At 62.8% G+C, this 18,512-nt stretch carries 15 protein-coding genes and 1 pseudogene; 13 read left to right on the top strand and 3 right to left on the bottom strand.

Annotation, left to right across the window (positions count from 1 at the left end; all coding sequences use genetic code 11):
• Positions 1-487 precede the first annotated feature (487 nt).
• Entirely contained in the window at positions 488-2,407 is a 1,920-nt protein-coding gene (locus SB822_RS28400; protein WP_086908821.1) for a hypothetical protein, read from the bottom strand.
• Between the two features lie 924 nt (positions 2,408-3,331).
• On the opposite strand from SB822_RS28400, the gene SB822_RS28395 reads away from it, so the two are divergent.
• The 5 genes and pseudogenes from SB822_RS28395 (at position 3,332) to SB822_RS28375 (ending at position 9,416) form a co-directional block, all read left to right on the top strand.
• Positions 3,332-4,381: a hypothetical protein gene (locus tag SB822_RS28395; RefSeq protein ID WP_090836056.1), complete on the top strand. Its 1,050-nt coding sequence runs from the start codon at positions 3,332-3,334 to the stop codon at positions 4,379-4,381.
• 187 nt (positions 4,382-4,568) lie between these two features.
• A pseudogene (locus SB822_RS28390) lies at positions 4,569-6,301 on the top strand (pyrrolo-quinoline quinone).
• A gap of 224 nt (positions 6,302-6,525) precedes the next feature.
• Complete coding sequence (locus tag SB822_RS28385) at positions 6,526-7,104, top strand: hypothetical protein (protein ID WP_090836055.1); 579 nt, start codon at positions 6,526-6,528, stop codon at positions 7,102-7,104.
• A 237-nt stretch (positions 7,105-7,341) separates the two neighbouring features.
• Positions 7,342-8,322, top strand: coding sequence for an MDR family oxidoreductase (locus SB822_RS28380; protein WP_090836054.1), 981 nt, complete (start codon positions 7,342-7,344; stop codon positions 8,320-8,322).
• 122 nt (positions 8,323-8,444) lie between these two features.
• Entirely contained in the window at positions 8,445-9,416 is a 972-nt protein-coding gene (locus tag SB822_RS28375; RefSeq protein ID WP_090836053.1) for a PDR/VanB family oxidoreductase, read from the top strand.
• Positions 9,417-9,418: 2 nt separating this feature from the next.
• Here SB822_RS28375 and SB822_RS28370 read toward each other — a convergent pair whose 3' ends face one another.
• Positions 9,419-10,339: a LysR family transcriptional regulator gene (locus SB822_RS28370; RefSeq protein WP_007587013.1), complete on the bottom strand. Its 921-nt coding sequence runs from the start codon at positions 10,337-10,339 to the stop codon at positions 9,419-9,421.
• Between the two features lie 174 nt (positions 10,340-10,513).
• On the opposite strand from SB822_RS28370, the gene SB822_RS28365 reads away from it, so the two are divergent.
• From SB822_RS28365 to SB822_RS28355, 3 genes are all read left to right on the top strand, one after another.
• Positions 10,514-11,797 (top strand): aromatic ring-hydroxylating oxygenase subunit alpha, encoded by a 1,284-nt coding sequence (locus SB822_RS28365; protein ID WP_007587012.1) that lies wholly within the window; start codon positions 10,514-10,516, stop codon positions 11,795-11,797.
• Positions 11,794-12,294 (top strand): aromatic-ring-hydroxylating dioxygenase subunit beta, encoded by a 501-nt coding sequence (locus SB822_RS28360; RefSeq protein WP_090836052.1) that lies wholly within the window; start codon positions 11,794-11,796, stop codon positions 12,292-12,294. The genes SB822_RS28365 and SB822_RS28360 overlap by 4 nt, the downstream gene beginning before the upstream one ends.
• Positions 12,295-12,357: 63 nt before the next feature.
• Complete coding sequence (locus SB822_RS28355; protein ID WP_007587004.1) at positions 12,358-12,744, top strand: tautomerase family protein; 387 nt, start codon at positions 12,358-12,360, stop codon at positions 12,742-12,744.
• A gap of 7 nt (positions 12,745-12,751) precedes the next feature.
• Here SB822_RS28355 and SB822_RS28350 read toward each other — a convergent pair whose 3' ends face one another.
• The gene (locus SB822_RS28350) at positions 12,752-14,242 is read right to left on the bottom strand and encodes a PAS domain-containing sensor histidine kinase (RefSeq protein WP_090836051.1); all 1,491 of its coding nucleotides are present in this window, start codon (positions 14,240-14,242) and stop codon (positions 12,752-12,754) included.
• Between the two features lie 195 nt (positions 14,243-14,437).
• Between SB822_RS28350 and SB822_RS28345 the strand changes: the two genes are divergently transcribed.
• Genes SB822_RS28345 through SB822_RS28325 form a run of 5 tightly spaced genes read left to right on the top strand, consistent with a single transcriptional unit; the run spans position 14,438 to position 18,510 of the window.
• Complete coding sequence (locus tag SB822_RS28345) at positions 14,438-15,619, top strand: acyl-CoA dehydrogenase family protein (RefSeq protein WP_086910202.1); 1,182 nt, start codon at positions 14,438-14,440, stop codon at positions 15,617-15,619.
• Positions 15,620-15,670: 51 nt separating this feature from the next.
• Positions 15,671-16,048 (top strand): hypothetical protein, encoded by a 378-nt coding sequence (locus SB822_RS28340; protein ID WP_007586999.1) that lies wholly within the window; start codon positions 15,671-15,673, stop codon positions 16,046-16,048.
• A gap of 3 nt (positions 16,049-16,051) precedes the next feature.
• Positions 16,052-16,579 (top strand): nuclear transport factor 2 family protein, encoded by a 528-nt coding sequence (locus tag SB822_RS28335; protein WP_007586997.1) that lies wholly within the window; start codon positions 16,052-16,054, stop codon positions 16,577-16,579.
• Positions 16,576-17,715, top strand: a complete 1,140-nt coding sequence (locus SB822_RS28330; protein WP_090836050.1) for an amidase — start codon at positions 16,576-16,578, stop codon at positions 17,713-17,715. Before SB822_RS28335 ends, SB822_RS28330 begins: the two co-directional genes overlap by 4 nt.
• 51 nt (positions 17,716-17,766) lie before the next feature.
• A complete protein-coding gene (locus SB822_RS28325) occupies positions 17,767-18,510 on the top strand; it encodes an SDR family NAD(P)-dependent oxidoreductase (protein WP_090836049.1) in 744 nt (247 codons plus the stop codon).
• Positions 18,511-18,512: the final 2 nt, after the last annotated feature.

The following is an 18,512-nucleotide window of genomic DNA, read 5'->3' as shown; positions in this document are numbered from 1 at the left end:
ATGATTCGGTCGAATTTCTCAATCCGTCGAACCTTCCTCAATTACTTCCGTGTGAGACTCGATTACTTTCGCTATTCAGTGACCCGAAGATCACCGCGCGCCGCCATCGAGCACCCACACTTATCGGCTGTTGATTGTTAAAGAACATTCGCTAAAAAGCCGCTGTTTCCTGCTGCTTTCTTGCGTCTCCGTCGTTTGGAGAGGCCGAATTATGCGTAACCCCCAGGGGACTGTCAAGCACTTATTTCGCACGATCTACGAAAAGTTTGCGATGCCACTTTCTTAGGCACGCGCATCTATTCGCAATTGCAATGTACTCGCCTATTCAATCAAAGGCTTAGCACACTTTTGCAGAGAAGATTCCTGCGCCGGACACAACGCAAATCACAGAAACGAAAAAGCGCGCGGAACACCCGCGCGCTTTTCTCAAAAGTACTACCGGCTCGGCGGGGAGCGTCAAGTCCGCTACCCGCATGCGCCGCTTCACTCAAGAACCGACGTAACCCGGCGGCGGGTTCACGTTGCTCTTCGCGACGCTCGCATTCTTCGACACCACATAAACGGGCGCTTCCGTCAGATTCAGCTTCAGCGTGCCGTTCGTGTAGTTCAGCGTCATCGGGTTGCCCATCATGTCGAGCACCTTGACCGTGCCGCTCGTGCCCGGCGCATCGACTGCAAGGCTGTAGGCCGCGCTATACGTCGAGCTGAAGCCCGCGCCTGCACTCCACGCATCGTTGTTGTGGGTCCACAAGGCGGTGATCACCGATCCATTGTTGACCTGCTGGAACGAATAAGCATAGACACCCGACGGCGTGTTCTTCACAGGGCCAAGCGTATTCGTGCCATCCAGAATGCGCGACATCGCACTCACGACCATGGCGGCCGGCTTCGGGCTGATATTGCTCGCACCGAACGAGCCTTGCGCGTTCGACAGATCGAAGAACGTGCCATAGCCCACTTCGCCCGGATAGTCCGCACCGTAGAACACGTACGAAACGTCCGCGCCTTCGCCGAGCAGGATGATGTGCGTACGCGCGACGACGGCGCCCTGCGCGAACAGCACATTACCCGTCGGATAGTTGGGACCGTACTGCGAACCGAGGTCATAGCTGATACCCACTTCCGTCTGATACAGCTTCATGCCCGAGCGGTATTGGTTCAGCATTGTCGTGCGCAGCGTGCGCATCGAGTTGTTGAGCGCGTTGGCTGCATTCGCGGCGACGGGGTCGGTTGCGAGACGCTCAGGCGGATGCGAAGGCGACGTGCCCGCATCGTAGTAGCCGTGCGTCGCCACGCCATCGATGTACTTGCCGTAACCCAGCGAAGCAATGCGTTGCAGACGGTTGTTCGTGAGGCTCGGGAACGCGTCCGCCGGACCCATCACGACAGCGCCCGGATCGGTCGAGTGAATGCCCTGATAGACCGACTGGTACAGCGACACGAAATTGGCATCCGTATCCGTCCAGAACTGATTCGGCTCCCACGTCACCTGATAGTAGTTCGCCGACTGCGTCGGGAAGTACTTGAGGCGAATCGCGTTCGACTCGGTGCCGACGCGGCTCATGTAGTTCTGCAGGTACGACATGTCCTTCGGCAAGGTCGTGAAATCCTCGACGCCACCCGACTTCGACGCCCATCCGGGCGTGCCATCCAGACGGATCAGGCGCATCACGTTGCCCGACGTATAGAACGAGTCGAGATTGTTCGCCGACGGATTGAAGGTGTTCGCGCCATTCGGCTCCATCACCGACATCTGGCGGTCGTCGATCGTCTGCGTGATGCCGAGGCCAGCGAGCACCGCTGCGCGATCGTTTTCACCCTGCATGCCGAAGCGGTGCTGCTCCTGCTTCGTGTACGTCACGGCGGGCACGATGCCACTCAGGTTCGGAATCACGCCGAACGTGGCGATGCCCGTGGGACGCGTGCCGGCTTGCGGCAACGCGCCACCGCCCGCCTTCAGGCTGGCGGCCACCGCGAAGTAGCCCGCGAGTGTCGAATTGCAGGTCAGGGTCGTCGTCGCTGCGCCACCCGGCACCGCGAAGCTGCCACTAGCCGCGACGCGGCCCGTCGTATCGTTGATCGACCAGTTCAGCGTGTCGGCGTTGCTCGCGTTCGTCGTGAACACAAGCGGGAAACTCGCGCCCGACGCAAACATGCGCGTGCCGTCGCTGCTCGCCGTATCGGCGGAAATCAGCGGGCCACCTGCCGACGCGCTCGCCGTCGAAGGCGATACGCAACTGATGTTGCCCGTGGTGTTGCCGTTGGCCGTCGCATTGGCGGCGGACATCGCGGACGTTTGAGAACCGCTATTGGCCGATGCGCCGACCGGGTCGCTGCCGCCGCCACCACCACAGCCCGCGAGAAGGACCGCTATCGATGACGAAACAAGAAGTAAATTGGCTTTCATGGAAGTACGAATGGGCAATCGAAATCCGTCCGAAAACGCCTGGCAAAAATGCCCGCACGCGTACGCTGGATTTCTGGGTTGGCTGTCTTGCACGCGGAGTCGTTCTTACTGCGTCGACTGCCGGTGCGCCCGGGGTGCCGGTAATTTGGAGCAGCGCGTTTCCTGCATGCCCGCAGCTTTTTCAGTGCGAGTGAGGCCGTGCTCAACCGATTGCAACCAGATGTAACTGCAAAGCAGATCGGGATAATGTCTGATTAATAACGCGATATACGCGACCATTAATCAGCTTTAAACCGGGGAGCACCGTGTGGCGGCCTTTCCAGCCTTCACACAAAAACATCCCACTATCCAGACTCTTTTTGCAAGGCCGAATCGTACCGAACGAAAATGCTTACGTCTGCTGAAACGGGGTAACTTTTTGTAACGTATGAAGATTTATCGCATGCATTTTATGCGATTACATTCGCACGATGATAAGCACCGCATTAAACTTGCACGTGACGCACGTTTCACAGGTCAAAATTGCGTGATCTTTCAATGACCTTTAAATAGGGATATATGAATGGCGCAAAACAGCTAGATGGTTTTTTGCCGATTTATTTTCTATTTTCAAAAGGCGCGCATCGCACAATGAATTCTTTTCTGGCGATTTTCCGAATCGTCTGAATCAGTTGCGATTGGCGATTTGCTTGCCCAATTCGCGAAATCCAATCCATTTGTCGCGCTTCACATACACGCACACCGGCTTTTTTCAACCGAATAGCCGAGTTTTATTGACCTCTCGCGAAAGCTGACTCATATTGCATAGCGACCATTGCGATTACGTGCGACGCATTGCGTCGTAAAGGCGATGTCCTACGCACGATGGTTGCCAACGAGAAGAATGTGCGATGCCGTCACGCGTGCCGGCATGGGAGTCTGTCCATGGACACGATTCGCAAGCGTCCAGTGCCGCCGCACGAGCAATGCGACACGACGCAGGAGACAAAACTTGGGGCGCAGCGAGACCATCCTGCGCCGCCGCGCGATCTGCTATTTCCTCTCGACGCTTCAGTGCCTCATGCAAGCGCGAACCGGGCGGCAGATGGTGCGCCCGACCCGTTACCGACTTATCCGCCACTTTTCAGGCGCATCAGGCCAAGGCCGCGCCGTATCGCTGCGCCTACATCAGTGGGTACGCCCGACTGGAAGTTGAGCACGGGCGCCGCTGTCGTGCTGCTAGGCTTCGCGATTGCATTCGGCACGTACATTACGCTGACGCAACGCGATGCGATGCAAAGCCGCTTGCGCCGCATCGTCACCCAGAACGAACTGCGCGCGATGCCGCGTCACGATCGACCGACGATCGCCGATCGCACGCAGGAACTCGCGCGGACCCTGCGAGACCAGATCGAAGCGCTGCGCAGCCGCGACGCAACCGATACGGCCGTCATGGCGGGCGCCGCCGCTCATCAGTCCGCAAACGCGCACAGCAGCACGCTCGCTAGCAGCACGCCGAGCTTGCCGGTAAAGACGGCGCCCGTGTCTCCACCCGCGTCGCCAGCCAAAACGCCAGGCAAGACGCCGGCGAAACAGACGAAACAGCTTGCGGCAAAGCCACTTGCGCCGCCGCTGCCTCAACCCGCACCACGCACGCGGCAGCTCGCCAGCGTCGCTCCCACGCGCGCTCCCAGCACGACGGCTGCACAACAGGAACGCCGAACCAGCACGAAGCAGGCGAATGCCGCGTGCGGCACGCGTTCTCCTTGTGTGCAAGCGAACGCGCAAAGTCCGCGCAAGCCGGTGAAGGTCGCCAGCAAGACGCCGCCGGCAAAGGCCACCACGACCATTGTCGCGGCGCGACGCACGCCAGTCAAAACAGCCTCGAAGCCCGTGCAGCACACGCCTCTTCCCACCGTTCAGGCCTGGTCTCCACCCGAGAGTCCCGCCACATTGCCCGCGAGCGACGACTCGCAAGTCTATCGGCAGCACTAGCTTTCCCGAGCGCCGTCATTAGGCCATCGCGAGAAAAGCCGCTGCCTGGCGGAAAGAAACGAAGCGATGTCGCTTGACCTTGCGCCGTCGTTCTTACCATGGAGAGACTGGCAAGCGCCGCAAAGAACAGCGAAAACGCGCATGCCTCCATGCGAGCACGCTCATTGGGGCGTGGGGAGAGACGAGCATGCATCGACAGCTGCCAGCATCCCTCGCCTCTCCGACGAGCGATACGGCTCGCACGCTTTCGCGCGTCAGCAAGGCCGCCGTCGCACTGACGCTCTCGCTATTTTGCACGGCATGCGGTAACGGCTCGTCTGACAATGCGAGCGCCAGTAACGCCGGCACTAGCGGCACAGGATCAGGCTCAGGCAGCGGCACATCGGGCTCGGGCGGCAGCGCAGCACCGACAGCGTCAGTCGCCACCGACGTGCTGACACATCACAACGATCTCGCACGCACCGGTCAAATGCTCGCCGAGACGACGCTCACACCGTCCAACGTGAATTCGGCAACGTTCGGCAAACTCGCGTTTCTGCCTGCCGACGGCAAGGTGGACGGCCAGCCGCTGTCGGTCACTAGCCTGTCGATCAACGGCACGACGCACAACGTGATCTATGTCGTGACGGAGCACAACAGCGTCTACGCGTACGACGCCGACAACTACGCGCAATTGTGGAAGGTCTCGCTGACGGGCGCGAACGAAACACCCAGCGACAATCGCGGCTGCAATGACATCACGCCGGAAATCGGCATTACGTCGACGCCCGTCATCGACCGCAGTCGCGGCTCGAATGGCGTGCTGTACGCGGTCGCGATGACGAAGGATGCAAGCGGTGGTCTTCATCACCGCCTGCATGCACTCGATCTCGCGAGCGGCGCCGAACTCTTCGGCGGCCCGGCCGAAATCGCGGCGACCGCGCAAGGCACGGGCGGCAACAGCGTCAACGGTGTGCTGACGTTCGATCCTTCGCTGCATACGGAGCGCGTCGCGTTGACGCTCGTGAACGGCAACATCTTCATGGGCTGGCGCATTGCATGGGCGGCGCCTACACGGGCTGGATCATGAGCTATAGCGCCGACACGCTGCAGCAGACAGGCGTCGTCAACGTCGCCCCGAACGGCCATCAGGGATCGGTGTGGATGGCGGGCTCGGGCATGGCATCGGACGGCACGTCCATCTATGTGGTGGACGGCAACGGCACGTTCGGCACGACGCTCGATGTCAACGGCTTCCCCGTCGATAGCGACTACGGCAATTCGTTCATGAAGCTGTCGGCCAGCCCGCTCAAGGTGACCGACTACTTCGCGCCGCTCGACGTCGTGCAGCTCGCGAACGCAGACGGCGACTTCGGCTCGGGCGGTGCGATGCTGTTGCCCGATCAGAAGACTGCCGACGGCACCATCAAGCATCTCGCGGTAGCGGCGGGCAAGGACAACAAGATCTATGTCGTCGATCGCGACGCGATGGGCAAATTCAACGCGAGCGCGAACAACATCTGGCAGGTGCTGACGGGCACGCTGGCAGGCGGCATCTGGGGCTCGCCCGCTTATTTCAACGGCACCGTCTACTACGGCGCATTGAACGACAACATCAAGGCGCTGCCCGTCACCAATGCGATGGTTGCCAGCACGGCTGCATCGAAGAGTCCGACGACCTTCGCCTATCCGGGCGCCGTCCCCGCGATATCGGCGAACGGGACCTCGAACGCCATCCTGTGGGCCGCGGAAAACGGCACGACGGGCGCGCTGCACGCGTACGACGCGACCAATCTCGCAAGCGAACTCTACAATAGCAATCAGGCGGGAACCCGCGACCAGTGGGGCGCGGGCAACAAATTCATCACGCCGATGATCTCGCGCGGCAAGGTCTACGTCGGCGCGACCAACGGTGTCGCCGTGTTTGGCCTGCTGCATTGATCATGCTATGACCCATATCGCGTTGCAGCACGGAAAATGGCGACGAATGGCGTGCTTCTGGCGTGCTGCGCCGCTGTGAGGCGATATGCTGGAATAGCTACCCTTCGGCCTGCGATGGCCTGACTGGCCGCAATGGCCATGTTGCACGTCATGGCTTCATGCGTACCTCGCGACGCGCATCCGCGCCGACAAGACCAAGACTTCGCCAGGGAGTCCGCTCGCTTATGACACGCTTCGCCCATGCCGCAATCGCGCTTTTCGTCGTCAGCGGCGCATCCGTTGCGCAGCAGCCGTTGACCTATCCGGGACGCAGCCAGAGCCCGGGACAACAGGCCGTCGACAACGCCGCGTGCTACGCGGATGCCAACAAGACGACGAAAGTGAACATGGCGCACGAGTCGCAGCGTCCGCCGCCACCCGGCAAGGCGGCGGCCGTTGCGCCGCGGCCTATCGTTGCGCCCTCGCCTGTCAATCCGCCGTTGCCTTCCGCGATGGGTGCCTCGGGCGCGATGGCGGCGTCCGCGCCAGCGGGCGCAAGCGGGGCAGCCATCGCAACGGCCGCAAGCGGTGCGAGCGGGGTCGCAGTTCCGTCGACTGTTGCAGCAGCATCGGGTGCTTCGGGCACGCTCGCGGCTTCGGGCGCGACGCCCGCATCGGACACGCTCGCGGCTTCGGGGGCCAGCATGCCGTCGGCGGCTTCGCTCGCGGCCATGCCGCCACCGCCTCCGCCCGAGCCGCCGATGGTCCGTTACTGGACCGCTTACTCGAAGTGCATGCAGCAGCGCGGCTACTACACACGCTAGCGCACGCCTCATTCATGCGATGAAAGACAAACGGCACGCCGCCGTTTGTTCAATTGCGCCGTCACTCCGCCTCAACACTCCGCTTCAACGCGCCTTTGAAGGCGCCCCCACTCGCGCGTCGAAAGCAACGACCCGCCGTATTGTTGAACACCGCAAGCCGGGCCAGACGGCCCGCGTTCGCCTGGACTCGCCTAGACTAATAGGCACCCACGCAAGGCGAACTCAACGGACGGGACCATGAAAGGCATCTTGATCGAGAAGCAGGACAACGGCAGCCGCGCGTCCATCACCGACATCGACGAAGCGAATCTGCCCGCAGGCGACGTGACCGTACGTGTCGAATGGTCGACGCTCAACTACAAGGACGCGCTCGCGATCACGGGGCGCTCGCCCGTCGTGCGCAGCTTTCCGCTGGTGCCCGGCATCGACTTCGCGGGCATCGTCGAAGCGAGCGAGCACGTGCAATGGAAAGCCGGCGACCACGTGATCCTGAACGGCTATGGCGTCGGCGAAAAGCACTGGGGCGGACTCGCGCAACGCGCGCGCGTAAGCGGCGACTGGCTCGTGCGCACGCCTGCCCCGCTGACTTCACGCGACGCAATGGCCGTCGGTACGGCTGGCTACACGGCCATGCTATGCGTGCTCGCGCTCGAGCGTCACGGCGTCACGCCTGCGCAAGGCAAGGTGCTCGTGACGGGCGCGGCAGGCGGCGTCGGCAGCGTCGCGATCATGCTGCTCGCGAAGCGCGGCTATCACGTGATCGCATCGACGGGACGTCCTGCTGAATCGGACTATCTGCGCGAACTGGGCGCGCAGGAGATCATCGATCGCGCGGAATTGTCCGGGCCGGGCAAGCCGCTCGCGAAGGAACGCTGGGTCGCTGCCGTCGATGCCGTCGGCAGTCACACGCTGGCGAACGCTTGCGCGGGCACCGCGTATGGCGGGATCGTCGCCGCATGCGGACTCGCGCAAGGGATGGACTTCCCCGCCACCGTCGCGCCCTTCATTTTGCGCGGCGTGACGCTCGCGGGCATCGACAGTGTGATGGCGCCGCACGAGCGCCGCGTCGAGGCATGGCAGCGTATCGCGCAGGACCTGAGCACGGCGCGGCTGGCGTCGATGGTCAAGGAGATCAGCCTTGCGGAGGCGCTGGCGGCCGCACCGGACGTGCTCGACGGCAAGGTCCGCGGGCGGCTCGTGGTGGACGTCAACCGGTAGCACACGGTCACGTATTATCGAACAGACTTATGCATCCGAATATTTTTAATCGATTTGCCTGATCCAGACGCGAACCTTAAGCTGAATGCGAATCCGCCAACTGCAACAGACTGGATCGCACCATGCAAGCTCAATCGTTCAAGGTTCGCGTCGACGCCGTGCGCGACGAAGCACACGGCGTCCGCTCATTCGTCATTTCGCGCCTCGATGGCGTGCCGTTCGACGCGTACGAACCCGGCGCGCACATCGACGTCACGAGTCCCTCGGGCGTCACGCGCCAATATTCGCTATGCGGCGACCCCGACTGCCGTGACACGCATCTGTTCGCCGTCAAGAAAGAAACGCAGTCGCGCGGCGGCTCGCGTTCGCTGCACGACGACGTGCAGATCGGCACCGAACTGTCCATCGGTGCGCCGCGCAATCTGTTTCGCCTCGCTGAAAACGCCAGCCAGCATGTGTTGATCGGCGCGGGCATCGGCATCACGCCGCTGCTTTCAATGGCATATCGGCTGCAGAAGATGAACGTGCCGTTCGAATTGCACTACTTCGCGCGCAGCGCGGAACATGCGGCATTTCTTCCGCTGCTCTCGCGCGCTCCGTTCGACGCGTACGCGAAGGTGCATTTGGGCATCGAGCCGGATGCGCTCGATGCCGAACTCGCCGCGTGTCTTGCCGATGTGCCGCAAGGCACACACGTCTACACATGCGGCCCGGTGCCGTTCATGGATCGCGTGGTCGCCGCGGGCGAAGCGCGTCTGCCCGCTGATGCGATTCATCTCGAACGTTTCACCGCCGAGCCCCAAGCGCCCGGCAGCGATGCCACGCTCGACAGCTTCGATGTACAACTGGCCAGCAGCGGTCAGACCGTGCGCGTTGACAGCAAGACTTCGATCGTCGAGGCACTCGCTGCGATCGGCATCGAGGTGGACACGTCATGCGGCGAAGGCGTATGCGGCACCTGCATGGTCGACGTGGTGAGCGGCGAGCCCGAACATCGCGATCATTGCCTGAGCAAGGCGGAACGCGCGAGCAACAGCGTGATCTGCTGCTGCGTGTCGCGCTCCCGCTCGCCCGTGCTCGTGCTCGACCTCTGACGCTACGTCTTGTCGAAGCGCTTCACCATTTCGGCCATCAGATCGCGCATCCACGCGATGCCTTCGTCTTCGTGGAAGTGCTCGTGCCAGTGCATCGTCACGGTGGCCTGTGGAATCGGCACAGGCAACGTGTAGATGCGAAACGCGTCGTTGCCGTTGAGAATACCTGCGAGCCTTTGCGGCAACGTCGCGAACAGATCGGTCACAGCCAGCACGCCAGGCAGCGCCACGAAGTGCGGCAACTGCAGCACGATGTTGCGGCCCACGCCTTGCGCGCGCAACGCATCGTCTAGCGCATGGTGACTGTGCTCGACGGAGCGGACCTGCACATGCGAGGCCTGCAGGAAATGTTCGAGACTCAACGCCGAACCTGCCGGCAGACCGCGGCGCTTGCGCGTCATACACACATACGTCTCTTCGAATAGCAGTTGATGGCGCGTGCGCGCCATCAACATCGGCAGATTGCCGATTGCGAAATCGAGCCTGCTGGAACGCAGCGCATCTTCTATCTCTTCCACGGGCAGCGGCTCGACCGATAGCTTCACGCGCGGCGCGCGCTCGTGCAACGCCTCGCAGATCGCAGGCAAATAAGCCATTTCTCCCGCATCCGACAGCGACAGCCGGAACGTGCGCGTGCTCGTCGCTGGGTCGAAGCTCTCCGCGTAACGCAGCGCCTCGCGCACCGTATCGAGCGCGCGGCCCACGATGCTTGCGAGTTCCAGCGCGATCGGCGTGGGCTGCATGCCCGAGCGCGTGCGGATGAATAGCGGGTCGTCGAACAACGTGCGCAAACGCGCCAGCGAATAGCTGATGGCGGGTTGCGACAGCGCAAGACGTTCGCCTGCTTTCGTGAGGCTGCGTTCATCGACGATCGCCTGAAACACGCGCAGCAGATTGAGATCGACGTGATCGATTGAGGTCATGGTGAGCTTCCGACTGGGTCTTGATTATTTGCCGGACTTATTGGCCGGCACATTTTTAATCGATTTGACGCATGATCGGTGCAAAGCGAGACTGATGTCAACGCGAAAGAAACACCACCTGTGTGCGCTTTCGTTCGATTTCACTTCCGACAATCACGTCCCGACACAACACCGATGAGCGACACTACCTGGCAAACCATCGACACCAGTACGCTGCGCGAGCGCGTCCACGCCGATCGCATCGCGCCCTCGCTGTACTACGATCCGAACCTGTTCGAAGCCGAACTCGAACGCATCTTCTACAAGACGTGGGTCTGGGTCGCGCATGAAAGTGAACTGCCGAACCCGGGCGACTTCCGCACCACCACGATCGGCCGGCAACCCGTGATCGTCGTGCGCGACAAGACGGGCGCGGTGAACGTGCTACAGAACCGCTGCCGCCATCGCGGCGCGACCGTGTGCGAAGAACACAAGGGCAACGCGAAGGGCTTCACGTGCCCGTATCACAGCTGGTCGTATGCTCTCGACGGCACGCTGCGCGCGCTGCCCTATGGCGACGGCTACGAAGGCGTGTGCGAGAAAGGCGACCTGCCGCTCGCGAAGCTGCGCGTCGGCATCTATCAAGGGCTGATCTTCGCGAGCTTCGATGAGAACGTCGAACCGCTCGAAGATTTTCTCGGCGGCGCGAAGCCGTGGATCGATCTGTTCATGAAGCAAGGCGCAGGCTTTCCGATCAAGGCCAATGGCGAACACAAGTTCAAGTTCAAGGGCAACTGGAAAATCCAGCTCGAGAACACGACGGACCTGTATCACTTCCCGGTCGTGCACAAGTCGTGGATGAAATCGATCGACGACGAAACGGCGGCCGCCATCACCAGTTTCATGACGAGCGATGACGCATTCTGCCGCTCGCTCGGCAACGGCCACAGCCTCGCCGTGCTGGTGCCGGAACTCGTCGATCTCGACAAGGACGATGGCGCACCGCTGCCCGAGCGCTTCAACGAACTGGCCGCGCAACTCGCCGAACGTCACACGCCGGAAGAAGTGCGGCGCATCGTGCGCTCGCTGATGGGCGTCGGCTTCAACCTGAATCTGTTCCCCAACCTCGCGCTGTCGATGGCGTTCTTCCGCGTGCTGCGCCCCATTTCCGCCGAAGAGACGGAAATCCGCCACGTCGCGCTCGCAATGGACGGCGGACCCGATGAAGCGAATCGCGTGCGCCTGCGCATTCACGAACACTTCCAGGGCCCGTTCGGTTTCGGCAGTCCCGATGACGCGGAAGCATGGGAACGCGTGCAGCGCGGCTCACATGCAGGCCCCGAAGTGCCGATTCTCGTCAACCGTGGATTGAATCGCGAAACGACGGCCGCGAACGGCGAAAAGACCGCACACGCAACGGATGAAACGGGCATGCGCGAAGCGTATCGCCAGTGGCGCGCAATGATGGAGCAGGCATGATGGACGATCGCAACGCACTCTTCTCGCAACAGACCTTCGCGCGCGCCATCGAATTCATCTGGCGCGAAGCTGAGATGCTCGATCGCCGCGACTATCGCGCGTGGCTCGAACTGTGGGACGCATCGGGCTTCTATGTCGTGCCGATCGGTCCACAGGCGACCGACTTTGCCGCGACGCTCAACTACGCGTACGACGACCAGCACATGCGCGAACTGCGTGTGCAGCGCATGGTGTCCGGCTATTCGGCCTCGGCCTCCGATGCGGCACGCACCGTACGCACGGTGTCGCGCTTCACGTTGACGAGCAATGCCGCCGATGTGGTCGAAGTGAAATCGGCGCAGGTGATCGTCGCGTACAAGCGCGGCGCGTCGACGATCTTCGCCGCCGATCTCACGCACAAGATCAGCTTCGCGACGGGCGAACCGCGACTCGTCGAAAAGGTGATTCGCCTGATCGACTCGACGGAAGCGTTGAGCGCGATCGGCTTCCTGCTGTGATCCTTTGATGCGCGATGCGCGCAGCGGCTACGCAAGGCCGCTGTGCGCGAGGAGCGAACCCCGATGCCTACACTTGAAGTCTATCTGCCGCATGGACACGACGAAGCGCGCAAAGCGTCGCTGATCCAGGGTCTCACGCAAGCGACGGTCGCCGCGATCGGCGCGCCTGCCGAAGCCGTGCGCATCCTGCTGAGCGAAATGCCCGGCACGCATTTCGGCCTGGGCGGCAAAACGGCGGCTCATGGTGCGCCGCCTTCGCTGCCCGTGATCGTCGCGATCCTGATTGCCGGCCGCACCGATGCGCAAAAAGAAGCGCTGATCGCCGCGTTATCCGAAACGGCCGCCGCCGTGCTCGATGCGCCGCTTCAGGCGACGCGCGTGATGATCAAGGACATTCCCAACACCGACTTCGGCATTGGCGGTCAGACGGCCCGCTCGCTTGGACGCTGAGACGAAGCTAGACGCCTGCATCGGGCGCGGGCGCGAGCTCAAGTGGCAACGCGACGCGGCATTCGAGTCCGCCGCCGTCTGCCGCTTGTGCCCAGATGCGTCCGCCGTGCCGCGTGACGATGTTCTTGCACAGCGAAAGGCCGATGCCGTTGCCGCACGCCTTCGAAGAAGAAAACCCGTCGAAGAGACGTTCGTGCGCGTCGGCGGGCACGCCGGGTCCGTTGTCGATCACGCGCAATTCGGCGCGCCCCTCCGCCATCGCTGTCGCGAGCGTCACGACGCCCGTCGTGCCCTTCGTTTCCGTCAATGCTTCGAGCGCATTGAACGCGAGATTCAAAATAACCTGGCCGATCAGCACGCGCTCGCAAAACACGGGCAATGCTTCGCTCGCCTGTTCGATCTGCACACGCACACCTGCTTCTTTCGCGCGCAATTCGATAAAGTACGCGACATCGCTGAGAATGTCGCGCAGATCGGTGTGCGTTTCAGTCGGCTCGCGCTTGACGATGTACTCACGCACGCTCTTGATGATGAGCGCCGCATGCTCGGCCTGACGGTCCGCGCTGCGCAGCCCCCAGATCGCGGAGTCGACGCTGCCCTGACTCAGCCGCTGAATTGCGCCTTCGATGAAATTTCGCACGGCGGCAAGCGGCTGACTCAACTCGTGCGCAATGGCCGTCGCCATCTCGCCCATTGCGTTATAGCGGCCCGCATATTCGAGCATGCGCGCTTCCGTGCGGCGTGCTTCTTCCGTCGCGACCTCGTCGCTGATGTCGCGAAAGTGAATCAGCAAGCCATTCAGGTCGTTTTCGATCGCAACTCGCCGGCACGTGATGCGCAACCAGCGCGTCGCACTGTCGCGGCGCCTGATCCGGTAGCGCTGCGCATGCGTCGGCTGCTCGCTCGTCGCGTGCCGCAACTGCGTGACGAGCCGGTTGCGATCGGCGGGCGTGCAGTAGTCGGACACGCCACCGAGCGCTTCACCCGGCCCCACGCCCAGCACGCGACGCCCCGACTCGCTGATGTATTCGAGCTTGCCACGTGGCGTCAGCACCGCCACGCCTTCGCCGAGATCCTGCATGAATTCGCGCAGGCGCGTTTCATAGCGGCGCAGCTTGCGCCGCGTCGCCTCTTCTTCGCTGATGTCGCGGAACTGCACCATCACGACGGCACGCTCGCGCAACGGCACATACGTCGCAATCGCTTCCGACAACATGTCGATACCCGCACGCGAGCGGTAACACCATTCGTACACCTGCGGCCCTTGCGTGATCGCGCGATCCATCGCGGCCACGCCGATCTCGCGCCGGTACTTCGGCTCGGGACGCGTCATGTCGGGCGCCTTGAGCGGCAGCAGTTCATCGAGAGAGAAACCCAACGCGACGCAAGCCGCGCGATTGGCCCACACGATCGCCTTCGTCTGCGCGTCGTGCAGCAGCACGCACAGCGTCAATGCGTCGAGCAGACGGTGAAAATCTTCTTCGGCGGGAAAGTTCATGATGCGCGAGCGACGGGGCTGGAGTGCAGGTGTAACCATAACATCGGCCTTATCTGTCACGTGTCTAAAGATTTCTTTAGGCGAGCGGGCGTCGATACCAGGAGACGCGGACCGGCGCCCCAATTGCTGCCGCCTTTTTGCATTTCTAGACTGGCCTGAACGTCAATAACGTCAAACGCGCTCAGGAGAATCGACATGTCAGCCGCCACTGCCCTCGCCACAAGCAACGTCCACACGCTGCAATCGGAACCCGCCGATGCCTTGCCCCTCGACGCGGTGATCGAAGAAATCGCCGCGCGTCGCGACGAGTTCGATCGGCTGTCGCACGTGCCGCGCGATGTGATCGCGAAGCTCAAGCGCGCCGGCATCTATCGCGCGGGCACGCCTCGGCGCTTCGGCGGCGATGCACGCGCACCGGGTGAATTCCTCGCGATGATCGAACGTATTGCGGTCGCGGACGGCTCGGCTGCATGGGTCGCGAGCTTCGGCAGCGCGAACGTGTACCTCGCCGCGCTGCCGCTCGCGACACAACAAGCGATCTACGCGGCAGGCCCCGATCAGGTCTTCGCTGGCGGCCTCTTTCCCGTGCAGACCGCGCAACCCGCGCCCGGCGGCTGGCGCGTGAACGGTACCTGGAAATTCGCGAGCGGCTGCAAGGGCGCGGACTGGCTCGGTGTCGGTATCGGCGTGGGCAAGGATGGAGGCGCACCCGGCAAACCGCGCACCGCCGTGTTTCGTCCCGCGCAGGTCGAGATCGTCGAGAACTGGGACGTGGTCGGCATGCAGGGCACGGGCAGCCACGATCTGCGCGTCAGCGACCAGTTCGTCGCCGACGACTGGACCTTCGTGCGCGGCGGAACACCGACAGTCGATGAACCGCTGTATCGCTATCCGACCATCGCGTACGCGGCCCAGGTGCTTGCCGTCGTGAACCTTGGTCTCGCGCGCTCGGCGCTCGATGTCGCCAATCAGATGGCGGGCGGCCGCAAGACGACGACGGGCGCGCCGCAACTCGCCGACCGCGCGTACTACCGGATCGAACTCGCAAAGGCCGAAGCGCAGTTGCGCTCGGCGCGCGCGTTCTTCTACGAATCGACGGACGAAGTGTGGCAGTCGATCCTCGCCGGCAACGACGTGACGCCCGATCAGGTCAGCCTGCTGCGCCTCGCGGCCACGCAGATCGCGCGCGAAGGCGCGGACGTGGTGGGACGCGCGTACCGGCTGGGTGGCACGATGGCGATCTATCGCTCGCATCCGCTGCAGCGTCTGATGCGGGACGCGATGGTCGTCACGCAGCACGCGTTTCTCGGCGAAGGCAACTACGACGGCGCGGGCGCCGTGTTCGTCGGCGTACCGCCGATTCCCGGCTATCTGTAACTGCGTTGGATACCTTTCATTTCAGGCCTGTTTTCAAGGGAGTTTCGTTTCATGACTGACAATCGTTCGCTGCCGTTGCGTGTGCTGTTCTGCTGCGGCGTCACGCAGAATTTCTTCGACTTGCCGCGCGAGAAGATCGGCGAGGTATGGCAGGCCTACGGCAAGATGCTGGCCGCCGTCGAAGCGATGGACAACGTGCGTGTGCTCGGCGTGATGGACGACGACCGGCTCGTCGTCGGTCAGTCGGATGGCGCGCCATGGACGTTCTACATCATGGCCGACGTCGCCGATTTCGACACGGCCGTGGCCGTGTGCAATCTGTACCGCACGACGCCCGTCGGCGAATACAACCTGTGGCGCTACGGCAAGATCGAGGCGCGCGTCGGACGTGCGTTGACGGTGCCGCCTGCTGCGCAGAACGCGTCCTGAGCCATGAGCACAATCACCCTGCCATCGGACACGATTGAAGCCTTGTTGGCCCGCGTCGCGTCGCTCGAAGCCGAAAACGCGGTCCGCAAGACCATTGCGCGCTATATGGCCTTGTGCGATGTGCCCTCGGGTACGCTCGACGGCGAGACGCTTGCCGCGCTGTTCACGCAAGACGCGATCTGGGAAGGCATCGGCCCGCAGTACACGCAGAAGTTTGGCCATCTGCGCGGGCATGAGGCTATCCTTGCAATGCTGCAGCGTTATCTGCCCCCCGTGCCGCACTTCGCGACCAACGTGCATTTCCTGACGTCGGAGACGATCGCCGTTGACGGCGCGCGCGCGAAAGGCCGCTGGATCATGCTGCAGGCGTCGGGTTATGTCGATGCGCGCGCCGAACTGATCGCCGCGCGGCTCGAAATCGACTTCGTGCCCGCGCAGGACGGCCGCAACTGGCTGATCCAGCACTTTCGCACCGAGCGCCTCTTCGATGCGCCCTGGCAAGTCAACGCTCGCAAGGACACGACCTCATGACTGCATTCATCAGCGAATTCACGCTGAGCGCGGACCCTGCCGCGCAAGGCCCGACCATCGCCATCAAGGACTCGATCGACGTAGCCGGCTATCCGACTACGGGTGCAAGTCGCTCGCTCGCCGACGCGCCGCCCGCCGCCGCGCATGCCGAAGTCGTCCAGCGTCTGCTCGATGCGGGCTGGCGTATCACCGGCAAGACCAACATGCACGAACTCGCGTTCGGCATGACGGGCATCAACGACTACACGGGCACGCCCGTCAACCCGCAGGACGCCGCGCGGATTCCCGGCGGCTCGTCGAGCGGATCGGCGTCGGCAGTCGGAGCGAAACTCGTCGATGCCGCGCTCGGCACCGACACGGGCGGCTCGATTCGCGGACCGGCCGCATGCTGCGGCGTGATCGGACTCAAGCCGACGTTCGGGCGCGTGTCACGCAAAGGCGCCGTGCCGCGTGAATCCACGCTCGATTGCGTGGGTCCGTTCACCCGCGATATCGCGACCTTGGTCGATGCAATGGCGGCTATCGCACCCGCGTTCGATACGAACGCAGCGAAACGCGTGAACGCAAGCGCAAACGTCGCGATCGTTTCCGTCGACGCAGATGCGGCCATCCGCCAGGGCGTGGAGCGCGCGGTGCAGATCGCGGCTTTTGCGTCACGCGCGATCGATCTGGACCACCTGAAAGAAGCCTTCGAAGCGGGCCTCGCCGTCATCAACGTAGAAACGGCGCGCGCATTCGCGCATCTCGTCGAAACGGGCAAGCTTGGCGCGGATGTCGACGCACGCTTACGCGTAGCGGTGCAAACGAACCAGGCGCAACTCGACGCTGCCGAGCACGCGCGGCGCGCATTCACGGCCGCCGTCGATCGCGCACTCGAGAACGCCGACGTCTTGGTACTGCCGACCTTGCCCACCTTGCCAATCACGATCGAAGCCGCGCGCAACGGCACGCCCGTCCTCACGATGTCGTCGCTGATCCGTCCGTTCAATCTGAGCGGGCATCCCGCGCTGAGCTTGCCGATCCCGATTGAAGGCTCGCCGATGAAGGCAGGCTTGCAGATTGTCGGGCGTAAAGGCGCGGACGAACAGGTGTGCGCTGTCGCCGCGCACTTCGAAGCGGCGCTTGCCGCCTCTTGAGATCAACGGCGTGCGTTCAGGTGGACGCACGCAGCGAAGGAATCATTGCTCATGTCGAACAGAGTCGTCATCGTGACGGGCGCGGCGCGCGGATTGGGCGCCGTCGTCGCGAAGCATTTTCACAGCGAGGGTTACAAGGTCGCACTAGCCGATATCGCATTCGATGCCGCGAATGCGCTTGCCACTGAACTGAGCGCGCATCAAGAAACCGCGTGCGCGATCGCACTCGATGTCACACGCAAGCAGGACTTCGAAGCCGCACGCGATGCGTTGATCGCGCGTTGGGGGCAGGTCGATGTGCTCGTGAACAACGCGGGTGCGTCGAAGGTCGTGCCTGTGATGGAGATCAGCGCCGACCAGTTCGATCAGGTGATCGACATCAATCTGCGCAGCGTGCTGTTTGGCTGCCAGGTGTTCGGCCAGTATTTCGCCGATCGCGGCGCGGGACGCATCGTCAATATCGCTTCACTCGCGGGACAGAATGGCGGCTCGGCAACGGGCGCGCATTATGCGGCGGCGAAAGGCGGCGCGATCACGTTGACCAAGGTGTTCGCGCGCGATCTCGCCGCGCACGGCGTGACCGTCAATGCCATCTCGCCGGGACCGCTCGATCTGCCCATCGTTCACGAAAGCGTGCCCGCCGACAAACTCGACAAGGTCATTTCGAGCATCCCCGGCGGGCGTCTCGGTTCGGCGGACTATGTGGCGCAGGTCGCCGTGCTGCTCGCATCGGGCGATGCATATTTCGCTAACGGCGCGTGCTGGGATGTGAACGGCGGGCTTTACATGCGATAAAA

Source organism: Paraburkholderia sp. SIMBA_054, from assembly GCF_046534875.1.
GTDB lineage: Bacteria > Pseudomonadota > Gammaproteobacteria > Burkholderiales > Burkholderiaceae > Paraburkholderia > Paraburkholderia hospita.
This window is presented reverse-complemented; position numbering and strand designations above follow the sequence as displayed.

Coding starts and splice junctions, on each gene's coding strand:
- SB822_RS28400 (WP_086908821.1), bottom strand. CDS start 2,407: ATGAAAGCCAATTTACTTCTTGTTTCGTCATCGATAGCGGTCCTTCTC.
- SB822_RS28395 (WP_090836056.1), top strand. CDS start 3,332: ATGGACACGATTCGCAAGCGTCCAGTGCCGCCGCACGAGCAATGCGAC.
- SB822_RS28385 (WP_090836055.1), top strand. CDS start 6,526: ATGACACGCTTCGCCCATGCCGCAATCGCGCTTTTCGTCGTCAGCGGC.
- SB822_RS28380 (WP_090836054.1), top strand. CDS start 7,342: ATGAAAGGCATCTTGATCGAGAAGCAGGACAACGGCAGCCGCGCGTCC.
- SB822_RS28375 (WP_090836053.1), top strand. CDS start 8,445: ATGCAAGCTCAATCGTTCAAGGTTCGCGTCGACGCCGTGCGCGACGAA.
- SB822_RS28370 (WP_007587013.1), bottom strand. CDS start 10,339: ATGACCTCAATCGATCACGTCGATCTCAATCTGCTGCGCGTGTTTCAG.
- SB822_RS28365 (WP_007587012.1), top strand. CDS start 10,514: ATGAGCGACACTACCTGGCAAACCATCGACACCAGTACGCTGCGCGAG.
- SB822_RS28360 (WP_090836052.1), top strand. CDS start 11,794: ATGATGGACGATCGCAACGCACTCTTCTCGCAACAGACCTTCGCGCGC.
- SB822_RS28355 (WP_007587004.1), top strand. CDS start 12,358: ATGCCTACACTTGAAGTCTATCTGCCGCATGGACACGACGAAGCGCGC.
- SB822_RS28350 (WP_090836051.1), bottom strand. CDS start 14,242: ATGAACTTTCCCGCCGAAGAAGATTTTCACCGTCTGCTCGACGCATTG.
- SB822_RS28345 (WP_086910202.1), top strand. CDS start 14,438: ATGTCAGCCGCCACTGCCCTCGCCACAAGCAACGTCCACACGCTGCAA.
- SB822_RS28340 (WP_007586999.1), top strand. CDS start 15,671: ATGACTGACAATCGTTCGCTGCCGTTGCGTGTGCTGTTCTGCTGCGGC.
- SB822_RS28335 (WP_007586997.1), top strand. CDS start 16,052: ATGAGCACAATCACCCTGCCATCGGACACGATTGAAGCCTTGTTGGCC.
- SB822_RS28330 (WP_090836050.1), top strand. CDS start 16,576: ATGACTGCATTCATCAGCGAATTCACGCTGAGCGCGGACCCTGCCGCG.
- SB822_RS28325 (WP_090836049.1), top strand. CDS start 17,767: ATGTCGAACAGAGTCGTCATCGTGACGGGCGCGGCGCGCGGATTGGGC.